Source organism: Mesorhizobium sp. M4B.F.Ca.ET.214.01.1.1, assembly GCF_004791545.1.
GTDB lineage: Bacteria > Pseudomonadota > Alphaproteobacteria > Rhizobiales > Rhizobiaceae > Mesorhizobium > Mesorhizobium abyssinicae.
In genome coordinates this window covers 265,991-278,292 of sequence record NZ_SRUX01000010.1, presented here as the reverse complement: position 1 = coordinate 278,292, position 12,302 = coordinate 265,991, and the positions used below count along the sequence as shown (strand labels likewise).

At 64.9% G+C, this 12,302-nt stretch carries 13 protein-coding genes; 4 read left to right on the top strand and 9 right to left on the bottom strand.

What is annotated here, in order from left to right:
* A partial coding sequence (locus EN857_RS21205; RefSeq protein WP_135859246.1) for a helix-turn-helix domain-containing protein occupies window positions 1-174 on the bottom strand: 174 nt, incomplete at its 3' end.
* A 311-nt stretch (window positions 175-485) separates the two neighbouring features.
* Here EN857_RS21205 and EN857_RS21200 point away from each other — a divergent pair.
* Window positions 486-734 (top strand): hypothetical protein, encoded by a 249-nt coding sequence (locus EN857_RS21200; protein WP_127393818.1) that lies wholly within the window; start codon window positions 486-488, stop codon window positions 732-734.
* Window positions 735-778: 44 nt separating this feature from the next.
* Here the strand turns inward: EN857_RS21200 and EN857_RS21195 are convergent, their stop codons facing one another.
* The gene (locus EN857_RS21195) at window positions 779-1,417 is read right to left on the bottom strand and encodes a DNA-3-methyladenine glycosylase I (protein WP_127393817.1); all 639 of its coding nucleotides are present in this window, start codon (window positions 1,415-1,417) and stop codon (window positions 779-781) included.
* 213 nt (window positions 1,418-1,630) lie between these two features.
* Between EN857_RS21195 and EN857_RS21190 the strand changes: the two genes are divergently transcribed.
* Both EN857_RS21190 and EN857_RS21185 read left to right on the top strand, forming a co-directional pair.
* On the top strand, window positions 1,631-2,371 hold the full coding sequence (locus EN857_RS21190; RefSeq protein ID WP_127310602.1) for a L,D-transpeptidase: 741 nt from the start codon (window positions 1,631-1,633) through the stop codon (window positions 2,369-2,371).
* A gap of 291 nt (window positions 2,372-2,662) precedes the next feature.
* Entirely contained in the window at window positions 2,663-3,583 is a 921-nt protein-coding gene (locus EN857_RS21185) for a bifunctional 5,10-methylenetetrahydrofolate dehydrogenase/5,10-methenyltetrahydrofolate cyclohydrolase (RefSeq protein WP_128275002.1), read from the top strand.
* 9 nt (window positions 3,584-3,592) lie between these two features.
* Here EN857_RS21185 and EN857_RS21180 read toward each other — a convergent pair whose 3' ends face one another.
* The 7 genes from EN857_RS21180 to EN857_RS21150 all read right to left on the bottom strand — a co-directional run bounded on the left by EN857_RS21180 (window position 3,593) and on the right by EN857_RS21150 (window position 11,278).
* Entirely contained in the window at window positions 3,593-4,591 is a 999-nt protein-coding gene (locus EN857_RS21180) for a hypothetical protein (RefSeq protein WP_135859245.1), read from the bottom strand.
* 31 nt (window positions 4,592-4,622) lie between these two features.
* Entirely contained in the window at window positions 4,623-5,921 is a 1,299-nt protein-coding gene (gene glcF, locus EN857_RS21175) for a glycolate oxidase subunit GlcF (protein WP_135859244.1), read from the bottom strand.
* A gap of 8 nt (window positions 5,922-5,929) precedes the next feature.
* Window positions 5,930-6,319, bottom strand: coding sequence for a DUF4870 domain-containing protein (locus EN857_RS21170; protein ID WP_135859243.1), 390 nt, complete (start codon window positions 6,317-6,319; stop codon window positions 5,930-5,932).
* Window positions 6,316-7,584, bottom strand: coding sequence for a glycolate oxidase subunit GlcE (gene glcE, locus EN857_RS21165; RefSeq protein WP_135859242.1), 1,269 nt, complete (start codon window positions 7,582-7,584; stop codon window positions 6,316-6,318). The genes EN857_RS21170 and glcE overlap by 4 nt, the downstream gene beginning before the upstream one ends.
* A 76-nt stretch (window positions 7,585-7,660) precedes the next feature.
* Window positions 7,661-8,173: a DUF559 domain-containing protein gene (locus tag EN857_RS21160; RefSeq protein ID WP_135859241.1), complete on the bottom strand. Its 513-nt coding sequence runs from the start codon at window positions 8,171-8,173 to the stop codon at window positions 7,661-7,663.
* Window positions 8,173-9,669 (bottom strand): FAD-linked oxidase C-terminal domain-containing protein, encoded by a 1,497-nt coding sequence (locus EN857_RS21155; RefSeq protein WP_127393189.1) that lies wholly within the window; start codon window positions 9,667-9,669, stop codon window positions 8,173-8,175. The genes EN857_RS21160 and EN857_RS21155 overlap by 1 nt, the downstream gene beginning before the upstream one ends.
* Before the next feature lie 286 nt (window positions 9,670-9,955).
* Complete coding sequence (locus EN857_RS21150; RefSeq protein WP_135859240.1) at window positions 9,956-11,278, bottom strand: DUF3422 family protein; 1,323 nt, start codon at window positions 11,276-11,278, stop codon at window positions 9,956-9,958.
* A gap of 208 nt (window positions 11,279-11,486) precedes the next feature.
* Here EN857_RS21150 and EN857_RS21145 point away from each other — a divergent pair, with 208 nt between their 5' ends.
* Window positions 11,487-12,284, top strand: coding sequence for an FCD domain-containing protein (locus EN857_RS21145; RefSeq protein ID WP_126056410.1), 798 nt, complete (start codon window positions 11,487-11,489; stop codon window positions 12,282-12,284).
* Window positions 12,285-12,302: the final 18 nt, after the last annotated feature.

Below are 12,302 nucleotides of genomic sequence, written 5' to 3'. Positions count from 1 at the left end.
CCGATCGTGCAAACCCTCCGGGCCAAACTCCCGGTAGCGACCCAGCCATTTATAGCCGATCTTGCGCGAAATGCCGTAGGCCGCACAAAGCTCGCTCATCGTCTCTTCGCCAGAAAGGCAATCCACTACAAAACGAAGCCGCTCGTCCATGATGCCAGTCTCTCGCCAAACCATCGCCGGGTCCTCCGGCGAGGGAGAAAACTGTCACCTATGCAATCGGTCCATTCTGTTACCTATCTATCCGGTTCGGACACCAGCCCCTTCTCCCCGTCACTATACGGGGAGAAGTGCCCGGCAGGGCGATGAGGGGCAGCGCCAGGCAGCTGAAGACGTAAGCACCAATTGCTGTGGTTAGTAGTTTGGAACGCCTGAGGCATTTCTGAAACCAACCCCACCAAAAAAGGAAACAATTCCGCCATCAGCGCGGCATCGTGCCGACACAATCGCAGCCGATAAAGCGCACCGAAACCAAGGGGTTCGGGGCTATGAGCACCACGGGACAATTCGACACAATCGACAGCGGCGCGCGCGAACTGCCCGCGCGGCTGCGTCCGGCCGATGGCCAGGCCCTCGTAACGGTGAGCCAGGTGGCGGGCCCGTTCGAGGTGGAGCCGCGCCAGGGCTCGTCGATGCGCGATGCGCTGATGACCGGCCTGCTGGTCATCTACCCGGCCTTCGCCGCGCTGGCGGCGATCGTCGCCGGCCTGTTCCTGACCGGCGCCAGCGGCATCTGAGGGCGCGACCTGACCTTCTCCCTTGTGGGAGAAGGGGAAGGAAATCACTTCGGCCGTTTGAACCTCTTCCGCTCCGCCTCCACCTCCTTGCGGCAGACGCATCCTTCGAGATGGTCGTTGACCAGGCCCATCGCCTGCATGAAGGCATAGACGGTGGTCGGGCCTACGAAGCTCCAACCGCGCTTCTTCAGCTCTTTCGAGATGCGGACCGAGACCGCCGTCGTCGGATTGGCGCGCAGATGGGCGAGGTCGACGATTTCGGGCCGTTCGCCGGCCCCCGGCTCGAACTTCCAGAACCAGGCGGCCAGCGAGCCGAACTCGTCGACCATTTCGCGCGCACGTTTGGCGTTGTTGATGGTCGAGACTATCTTGCCGCGATGGCGGATGATGCCGGCATTGCCGAGCAGGCGCTCGACATCCTTGTCGGTGAACTGAGCCACCTTGTCGAAGTCGAAGCCAGCGAAGGCCTCGCGGAAATTCTCGCGCTTGCGCAGGATGGTCAGCCACGAAAGCCCGGACTGGAAGCCTTCGAGGCAGATCTTCTCGAACAGCCGCCGGTCGTCGGTTACCGGGCGGCCCCATTCGCGGTCGTGGTAGTGCATATAGTCCGGCAGATTGCCGTGCCAGAAGCAGCGCGCCTTGCCGTCGGGACCGTCGAGCAGGCCGGCATTTTCAGTTCCCATTGCCAGAAATCCATTCGTTAATGCGCCTCGGCGCCTGTTTTACCGTGGCTTTACCAGATTCCTGAACCGGCCGGTAACCACACCAAAAGGTTTACTGACACATCGGCATTTTACGCATTCCGATTCATGTTTCGGTTGCCGCTTGGCGCCAAGGATCGCGCAACCGGGGGCGGTTTCGTGCCTCCGTCCGTTCGACGATCAAGGTGCGTTCCGATGAAGACAGTCTTGTTTTCCCTGCTGGGTGCCGCGGCGGTTCTTGCCGCCGGCGCCACCTCCTCCAATGCCGATGACCGCTATGCCGACCGGCCGCCGGTGATGGTGAGCCCCGACCTTTCGGCGCCCTGGGTGCTGCAGCTCGGCCATGCGCCTGGTATCGTGCGGCAGACCCGCCAGATGGTGCAGCAGCCGCAGCGGCGCTATCTGCAGGTCCAGCCCGACCAGCAGCGCACGGCGGCGGTGCAGCAGCCGGCCCGGCGCACGGCGATGCGGCCGCAGATCAACCCGATCTACCTGCCGCAGGAAGTCGCGTTCGACGGGCCGCAGAAGCCAGGCACCATCGTCATCGATACGCACCAGAATTTCCTTTATCTGGTCGAGAAGGACGGCAAGGCGAGGCGCTACGGCGTCGGCACCGGCAAGCCGGGCTTCGAATGGTCGGGCACGCACAAGATCACCGACAAACGCGTCTGGCCCGACTGGCGCCCGCCGGCGGTGATGATCAAGCGCGAGGCCGCCAAGGGCCGCTATCTGCCGACCTATCTGGCCGGCGGCGAGGAGAACCCGCTGGGCGCCCGTGCGCTTTATCTCGGCACGACGGAATACCGCATCCACGGCACCAACCAGCCATGGACGATCGGCGGCGCCGTATCTTCCGGCTGCATCCGCATGCGCAACGAGGACGTCGTCGACCTCTATGAGCGCGTCAATGTCGGAACGACGGTGGTGGTGATTTAGGGACTGCGAATCTGCCGGTCAGGCAGCGCCGACTAATTTTGGCGCCAGCTGTTGCTCCCAAGCCATAGCGCATATTCGGGAGACGTGCTTAGACTGGCAACGAGTTAACGGGGGACGGGCCGTGTGGGGATGCGGCCGGTCACGAAAGGGCAGCACGGGAAACCGTGCTGCCCTTTCGCCTTTCGAGGCAAAACGCGTCGCGCTGAAGGCAGAGCGTTTCGTTTTCGGAGGCTGATTTCCCGGACGGCCTCTGCTATTGCAGCGCACAATTCCCGACACCAAAGGTCAACCATGTCCCGGTCCGACGACAGCCGCTATCTCAAGGGTGGGCCGGTGGCCCAGCGCATCATCGCCTCCGTGCGCGAGGACGCCGCGATCGCCACCGCCGAAGGTTTTCCGCCGAAGCTGGTGTCGATCACCGTCGGCGACACCGCCGCGGTCGATGTCTATGTGCGCAACCAGCGCGCCAAGGCGGAACTGGCCGGCATCGGCTTCGAGGAACGGCGCTTTGCCGCCGACATCACCGCCGGCGAACTGGAGGCCGCGATCCACGGCCTCAATGCCGATCCGCGCGTCACCGGCATCATCATCCAGCGGCCGGTGCCGGTGCACATCCCGATCAAGACGCTGCAGGCGGCGGTGCATCCGCTAAAGGACGTCGAGGGCATGCATCCGGCGTCGATCGGCAACATCGTCTACAACCAGCTCGACCTGGCGCCCTGCACGGCGGCAGCCTCGGTCGAGCTGCTCAAGGAGACCGGCCTCGACCTCAAGGGGCTCGAGGTGGTCGTCGTCGGCCATTCCGAGATCGTCGGCAAGCCGATCGCCTTCCTGTTGATGAGCGAGGGCGCGACGGTGACCGTGTGCCACCACATGACGCGCTCGGTGGCAGCGCATGCGCGGCGCGCCGATGCACTGTTCGTCGCCGTCGGCAAGCCGCGGCTGATCAAGGCCGACATGGTGAAGCCGGGCGCCGCCGTCATCGACATCGGCATCAATTCCGAGATCGGACCGGACGGCGAGACCCGCATCGTCGGCGACGTCGACACCGAAAGCGTCAAGGATGTGGCCTCCTGGATCACGCCGGTGCCGGGCGGCGTCGGCCCGATCACGGTGGCCATCCTGCTGCGCAACACGATGGTGGCGCTCAGCCGCCAGCGCGCCCTCTACCAGGCGACCTACGGCGTGGCGGACAAGCTCGCGGCGGAGTAACTGCTGTCGTCAGGTCCACTGCGACACATGGCATGTGATCCGGCTTTCTTCGTCCCAGAAGACGTAAAGCATGCCGCCGCTGCCCCAGAAGAAGCCGGCCAGCGAGTCGAACTGCAGCAGAAATTTCATTTCCCGATCCGTTCCAGGAACCAGCGGGAACTGCGGTCCTTGGACCCAGGACGGCAGTCCGCCGAGCCGAAACAGGTTCTGCCGCGAATTGCTTATTCCATAGGACTGTCTGAGCCAGCGTGGCGGCGTGGCCGCCACGCGCACGGTGCTCACAAGCGAAGCCGGCTCGATTGCGGAACCATCATCGGAATGAAATGGGCCAATGGGCGTCGGCCTGCCCTCGGCATCGTGCGAATAATAGGTCGGCTCGAGAGAGTTCGCGCAGGTTTCGATGGAAAGCCCAGGAACAGACTTCTCCTCAGAACTGTCCAGTGTAACCAAGTGAGTCAATTTCTGCCGGCAGACTGGACATGTCGCCGAACCTCTGCCGCCAACCGCAAGTGGTCCGCCGGTGGTCGGCAGATGCCAAGTGGGGTGGTTGCGGTGCGTCGGAAAGGGCGAGTCGCTCGGAGAACCCCCTTCGAAGATAAAATGTTTGCACGCTGGGGCTGACCGCAGATCGGTATGCTGCTGCCAGTCCGCAAAATCGTAACTGGTCGCCAGCGCGGCGTCTGGAAACAACTCTGGAGCCTGCAGCAAAGCGTGAGACAACAAGTCTTCGACATCCGTCCCGCGGCTTGCTGCGCTTTGGAGGAAAAATGCAAGGCGGGCCAAGTCCGCATCGTCGAGGAACGAAACCGCGTCTTCGATCAGAGTGACCTGGTGAACGCCCGCTTCCACAGCCGCCTTGATCAGCTCAAGCAGGAACGCCGATCCGTCTTTCAAGTGTTGGGCGATAATGGCTTCGCAGTCGGCATAGCGACCCTGAAACGTCGAACGCGACAGGTCTGTTAGAAGACGAACTGCGGTTTGAATATCTTGCAGTCGTGGATTGGACATCGCCGCATCGTCCTCGGCAAACGCTGCGTGGTCAACTCATTTTGGGCGGCTCGCCACCATAGGCCCAGTCGAGCAGTTTTATCGTGTGCACCACCGGCAGCTTCGCGGCGGACGCGATCTGGGTGATGCAGCCGATGTTGCCGGTGGCGACGATTTCGGCGCCTGTCGCCTCGATGTTTTTCACCTTGCGGTCGCGCAGTTTTGCCGAGATCTCGGGCTGCAGGATGTTGTAGGTGCCGGCCGACCCACAGCACAGATGGCCTTCGCGCGGCTCGCGCACGACAAAGCCTGCCCTGGCCAGAAGCTCCTTCGGCTGCCGGGTGATCTTCTGGCCGTGCTGCATCGAGCAGGCGGAATGATAGGCGACGACGGTGCCCGGCTTGCGCAGCGGTTCGGGCAGGTCGAGACCGGCCAGATATTCGGTGATGTCTTTGGCCAGCGCCGAGACCCGCGCGGCCTTTTCGGCATAGGCCGGATCGAGGCGCAGCATGAAGCCGTAGTCCTTGATCGTGGTGCCGCAGCCCGATGCGGTGATGACGATGGCATCGAGCCCGCCCTGGTCGATGGCGCGCGTCCAGGCGTCGACGTTCCGCCTCGCCGAGGCAAGGGCTGCCTCCTCGCGGCCCATATGGTGGACGAGCGCGCCGCAGCAGCCCTCGCCTTCCGGCACCACCACCTCGACGCCGAGCCTTGTCAGCAGCGAGATGGTCGTCTCGTTGATGGCCGGATCGAGCACCGACTGCGCGCAGCCGGTCAGGATGGCAACGCGGCCCTTGCGCGTGCCCTGCCCGGCGTGCACGCCAGGCAAGGCCATTGCCGACACCGCCGGGATCGAGGATGGCGCAAGCCTGAGCATGGCGGCGACAGGCTTTAGCGCCGGCAGCTTTTCGAACAGGCCGATGAACGGCCTGCCGAGCCCGGCCAGCTTCAATGCGGCGCGGAAGCGCGAGGGATAGGGCAGCACGAAAGCCAGCACGGTTCGCGTCAGCCGGTCGAGCAGCGGCCGCTTGTAAGTCTTCTGGATGTGAACGCGCGCATGGTCGACCAGATGCATGTAGTTGACGCCCGAGGGGCATGTCGTCATGCAGGCGAGGCAGGACAGGCAGCGGTCGATATGGGTGACGATCTCCTTGTCGGCCGGCCGGCCGTTCTCGAGCATGTCCTTGATGAGATAAATCCGCCCGCGCGGCGAATCCAGCTCATTGCCCAAGGTCACATAGGTCGGGCAGGTGGCGGTGCAGAAGCCGCAATGCACGCATTTGCGCAGGATCTTCTCCGATTCCGCGACGTGCGGATCGGCAAGCTGGGCGGCTGAGAATTTGGTCTGCACCGGGGGGCCTATTGTCCGAGGAGCCAGCTTTGCGGGTTCTTGACCGGCTCGCCGCGCTGCAGCGCCTGCAGCCCGAGGATGCAGCGGGCGATGAACCAGACAGCAGCGGCAAACATCAGCAGGAAGCCGATCACGAGCATCATCAGGACCACGGAGATCAGCGCGTAGAGCAAACCGATCCAGAAGGTCCTGATCAGGAAGGTGTAGTGGCTTTCGACGAAGCCGCCGGCCTTGCCGCGGTTGATGTAGGCAAGCACGATGCCGACAATGCCGGTGACGCCAATGACGAGGCCGGCGAGATAGAGAATGTAGATGACCAGGGCGTTGGTCGAACCCGGCTCCAGCCAGCGATCGGTCTGGCGAGGTGCGCCGCCCGGGCCTGGATTGATGTTGCTCATTGTGCTGCTCCTTCCGATGAGTGTGCCAGAGTAGCAGAGCTGGAACCCGGCGCCATTCGGCCGGGATTGAGGATATGCTTGGGGTCGAATTCGGCCTTCAGCCGCGCCGACAGCGCCGCCAGATGCGGCGGCTGCGGCTCGAACACCGGCAGCGCGGCGCGGTGCGCGGGCGCGGCGCGCACCAGCGTCGCGTGGCCGCCGCCATGCTTGCGGATCAGGCTGCGCAGCAGGTCGGCCTCGGGGTCGTTCTCGCGCATCGACAGCCAGACCAGACCGCCCTGCCAATCGTAGAAAGCGTCGACCGCCGCCTGCATGCGCAGGGCCATCACCATGTGATGCGCCTGCGACGGCGCCATCGAGACGCGCCAGACCGGTCTCGCGCCGCCATCGGCGAAGGGTATGCAATCGCGGATATCGCGCCAGATGGCCTTCGACGCCTCGCCGGCGATCTCCTCCAGCGGCCCTGCTTTGCCGAGCAGGCTCTTCAGCGCCTCGATGCGATAGACCACGGAAGGGCCAAAACCCTCGACGCGCAGCAGCGTCGCGGCATCGCCGCCATGCTTGCCACCGGCGACGCGCGCTGTGATGCGCTCCGGCAGGTGGGCGGCGCTCGACACTTCGGCGCTGGAGCCCAGCGCGAGCGCCATCGCCGCGACGGCAGCATCGTCGAGCAGGCCACGGATGGCTAAAGTCACCTCGGTCTCCGCCGCCGGAAGCACCTTGAAGGTGACGTCGGTGAGCACGGCGAGCGTGCCCCAGCTTCCTGCCATCAGCTTCGACAGATCGTAGCCGGTGACGTTCTTGACGACGCGACCGCCGGACTTGAAGGCCTCGCCGCGGCCGGCAACCGCCGATATTCCGAGAGTATGGTCCCGCGCGGCCCCCGCCTTGAGCCGGCGCGGGCCTGACAGGTTGGCGGCAAGCGCGCCGCCGATCGTGCCGCCCTTGCCCCCTTGGCCCGGCTCGCCGCCGAGCAGCGGGCCATAGTCCATCGGCTCGAATGCGAATTGCTGGCCGTTTTCGGCGAGCAGCTTGTCGATGTCGGCGAGCGGCGTGCCGGCTCTGGCCGACAGCACCAGCTCGGCGGGCTCGTAGAGGGTGACGCCGGAAAGTTTCGAAAGGTCGAGCGTGTGCTCGCTCTGCTGCGGACGGCCGATGCCACGCTTGGAGCCGTGGCCGAGGATCTCCAGTGGCGCTTCCTCCGCCGCCGCCCACTGGACGGTGGAGAGGACTTCGGCGGCGGTGGATGGGGTGAAGGTGGTCATGGCTTGGCACCTTTCCTCGCCCCCGCAAAGCGGGGGAGAGGTGGCTCGGGCGAAGCCCGAGACGGAGAGGGGGCCATCATAGAGCGCTGTCTCCGATCTTCTTGGCGGCGAAAACAAACCTGAGGTCCGGAGCGACAACATCTTCGGCGAGCCGCCCTTCAAGCGCTGCAAGGATCGTTTCGCAAACACTCCTTTTGTTCTTCAACACGTCGAGATTCCAGAAGCGCAACACCGAGAAGCCTTCGCCTCGCATGAACTCGTCTCGCCGTCTGTCGTAGCTACTCTCAGCATGCTGGCTGCCGTCCAGCTCCACGATCAAACGTTGGTTTCTGCAAGCAAAATCCGCGAAGTACGAGCCGACGGGCATTTGGCGAATGAATTTGTATCCGCCCAGTTTCTTTGCCTTCAGTTCGTTCCAGAGGGTTGCCTCCGCCTGATTCTCACCATGACGAAGCTCGCGCGCACGAGCAATTTTCTCTGGCGAGCGGCGGCTTGGCTGAGAGGGTGTCCCCCTCTCCGTCTCGGGCTTCGCCCGAGCCACCTCTCCCCCGCTTTGCGGGGGCGAGGAACTTTGATCCTGGGCCCCCATCAAAACCTCGGAATGTCCGGAAACGCCACCTGCCCGCGATGCACGTGCATGCGCCCCAGCTCGGCGCAGCGGCGGAGCTGGGGGAAGACCTTGCCGGGGTTGAGCAGGTGGTTGGGGTCGAAGGCGCATTTGACGCGCATCTGCTGGTCGAGGTCGACCTGGTTGAACATTTCCGGCATCAAGTCGCGCTTTTCGACGCCGACGCCATGCTCGCCGGTCAGCACGCCGCCAACCTCGACGCAGAGGCGCAAAATGTCGGCGCCGAAATTCTCGGCCTTGTCGAGTTCGCCCGGCACATTGGCGTCGTAGAGGATCAACGGATGCAGATTGCCGTCGCCGGCATGGAAGACGTTGGCGACTCCGAGCCCGTATTTCTCCGACAGGTCGCGCATGCCGGCGAGCACGCGGGGCAGTTCCTTGCGCGGGATGGTGCCGTCCATGCAGTAATAGTCGGGCGAGATGCGGCCGACCGCCGGGAAGGCCGCCTTGCGGCCGGCCCAGAAGCTCAGCCGCTCCTGCTCCGACTGCGAGATGCGGCAGGTGGTCGAGCCGTTGCGATAGGCGATCGCCTCGACGAGGCCGATCAGGTGATCGACCTCGACGCCTGGTCCATCGAGCTCGACGATCAGCAGCGCCTCGACGTCGAGCGGATAGCCGGCATGGACGAAATCCTCCGCGGCGTGGATCGCCGGCCGGTCCATCATCTCCATGCCGCCGGGAATGATACCGGCGCCGATGATGTCGGCGACGCACTGGCCGCCCTGCTCGCTGGTCGGAAAGCCGATCAGCAGCGCGCGCGCCGTCTCCGGCTTCCTCAGGATGCGCACCGTGACCTCGGTGACGACGCCGAGCAATCCTTCCGAGCCGGTCATGACGCCGAGCAGGTCGTAGCCCTCGGCATCGAGATGCCTGCCGCCCAGCCTCACCACCTCGCCATTGATCAGCACCATCTCGATGCCGAGCACATTGTTGGCGGTCAGCCCGTATTTCAGGCAGTGCACGCCGCCGGAGTTCTCCGCGACATTGCCGCCGATCGAGCAGGCGATCTGGGAGGATGGATCGGGGGCGTAGTAAAAGCCCTCCTGCTCGACGGCGGTGGTGATGCCGAGATTGGTGACACCGGGCTGGGCAACGACAATGCGGTTCGGATAGTCGATCGCAAGGATGCGATTGAAGCGGCTCATCACCAGAAGCACCGCATCCTCGAGCGGCAGCGCACCGCCCGACAGCGAAGTGCCCGAACCGCGCGGCACGACGCGGATGTTGCGATCGTTGCAATATTTGAGCACCCGCGAGACCTGCGCCACCGTTTCTGGCAGCACGACGACAAGCGGCAACTGCCGATAGGCGGTGAGGCCGTCGCTCTCGAAGGCGCGCATTTCATTGGCCGCGTCGACGACACCCTCGCCCGGCACGATGATGCGCATGTCGGCGACGATCTCGGCGCGCCGGCGCATGGTGGCGGCATCTGGCTTCGGCATGGCAAGGCCGGACATCGGCGCTTTCCTCCACTCGACTGGTCAAAATCTTTTACCAGTGAAGCGCGTTTGTTGCAAACCCCTGCGTTGGTCGGGATGAGACAATCGGTGCAGGCCGTGCTTCCGCAGCGGCAATCTGCCGCTGATGTTCTCCCCCCTTGAGGGGGAGATGGCCGCGAAGCGGTCAGAGGGGGGCGTCTCGCACAGATCGCCAGCGCATCTTCCGTCGCGAACGAGGTTGGCGTCCCACGCGAGGCGACCCCCTCTGTCGCCTTCGGCGACATCTCCCCCTCGAGGCGGGAGACTACTCGCCCGGATGCTTCGCCGGCTCGGAATGCATGCGCCGCACGCGGCGCACACCCCACCAGACCAGCAGCACGGCGACCGGCACCGCGGCGGCGGTGACGATTTCGGGCGCGAAGGCGTGGCCGAAGATCGAGGCGCCCTTGGCGAGATAGGAGATGAGGCCGACGACGTAATAGGAAACGGCGGCAACGGAAAGCCCCTCGACCGTCTGCTGCAGGCGCAGCTGCAGGCGGGCGCGGTTGTTCATCGAGGCCAGCAGGTCGCGGTTCTGCTTCTCGACCTCGACATCGACCCAGGTGCGCAGGAGCGTGGTGGCGCGGGTGAGTTTGCGCGACAGGTTGGCCTGCCGCTCCTCGACCGAGCGGCAGGTGCGCATGGCCGGCGCCATGCGCCGCTGCAGGAAGCCCGCCCAGGTGTCGTAGCCGGACACCGGCTCTTCCTCCAATGCCTCAAGCCGCTCGACGACAATGCCGTCATAGGCGCGGCTGGCGCCGAAGCGATAGAGGCTGGAGGCGGCATCCGCCTCCAATTCGGCGGCCAGCTCGGTCAGGTCGGCAAGCAGCGTCTGGCTGTCGCGGGTCTCCGCCCCCTTCATTTCCAGCGTCGTCTGCGCCAGCCGGTCCTCGATGCGGCGGGCGCGGCCGGAGAGCGTCAGCGCCAGCGGCAGGCCGAGCATGGCCAGCGTCCGGTAGGTCTCGATGTCGAGCAGCCGCTGCGACAGCGCGCCGGTGCTGGCCGGCGTCAGACCGCGGTCGAGCACCAGCATGCGCGTCAGGCCGTCGCCATCCTGGCGGAAGTCGGTGACGATGGCTGCGTTGCCGCGGCCGACCAGAGAGTAGCAGAGGCTGGTCGGGTCGAAATCGGCAATGAGCTTTTCGCTGGTCTGCGTCCATTTACGGATCTCGAGCCTGATCCCGGATATGACCGTGCCCGGCGGCGAAAACCCGTTGCCAAAAGGCGAATCTTCCTGCGATCCGGCGCTTTCGGCAAGCGGCCCTTCCCACAGGTAGGTGGAGAATTCGGTGTGCCGTTCCCAGCGCAACGAGCCCTTGCCCCACTTCATGGCATGGTGGCGGGCCTGGCGGTCGGGGGCGGCGATGCCAAGGCGTCGCGACATCTCCGAAAGCACCGCGTGGTCGACGCCGGAGCCGCCTTCGGTCATGAAGGAAAGCTGGATCAGCACGCGCGACTTCTCGATCAGCGGATGCGGTCGGGCATGGACCTCGCCAAGCGCGCCGGCGCGGCCTCCATGCGCCGGAAAACCCATGACGCTGCCCTGGGCGCGTGGCTGGAATTCGAGATTGGACGTCTCGTCCGACACGGCCGGTCCCCCTGTTCTTGACCCTGCGTGTATCGGCGTCCTCTAGGGCCAATCGCCCGGAGACGCAAACAGCAAAGTTTAGCTGACGGGCATATAGGACGGCGGCGGGGGTAGCGAGCCACACCGGAGGAATTGGATAAATAATTTGACCAGTTGGGGACAGAGGCTTTAATCTGGACGACAACCCTTCCCTTTCCCAGGCGCCCCGTTGAGCGATATTTTCTCCAGGATCGAGCATTCGCGCACCGCCGACGAGGTGGTGCAGCAGATCGAGAGCCTGATCCTCGAAGGCGTGCTGCGCACCGGCGACCGGCTGCCGGGCGAGCGCGAGCTGGCGCGCCAGTTCGACGTGTCACGGCCGATCCTGCGCGACGCGCTGAAGGCGCTGGAGGGGCGCGGGCTGCTGACGACCAAGGCCGGCGGCGGCACCCATGTCGCCGACGTCATCGGCCAGCTGTTCACCAAGCCGGTGACCGACCTCATCTCGATGCACCGCAAGGCGGTGACCGACTATCTGGAGTATCGCCGCGAGATCGAGGCGGTCGCCGCCGAATATGCGGCGCGGCGCGCCACGCCGGAAGACCTCACGCTGCTCGACAGCATCATGGCGCGCATGGACGAGGCGCACCGCACCGGCGATTTCGACGACGAGGCCGAGATCGACATCGAGTTCCACCACGCCATCTCGGAATGCGCGCACAACATCATCCTGCTGCATACGCTGCGCTCCTGCTACCGGCTGTTGTCGGAAGGTGTGTTCCAGAACCGGCTTCTGGTGTTCAGTGTGCCCGGCGCGCGCGAGGCGCTGCTTCACCAGCACCGGGCGATCTATGCGGCGATCAAGGCCGGCGATCCGGCGGCTGCCCGTCAAGCGGCCATGGACCACATCTCCTATGTCGAGCGCTCGATGCTCGAGGCCGAACGCAGCGGCGACTGGCAGCGCGTGTCACGGCTGAGGCTGCGACAGCGCTCCGACGCCGGCGACGGCGCCAAGACAACGAATTAGCGAACACCCAGCGGGAAA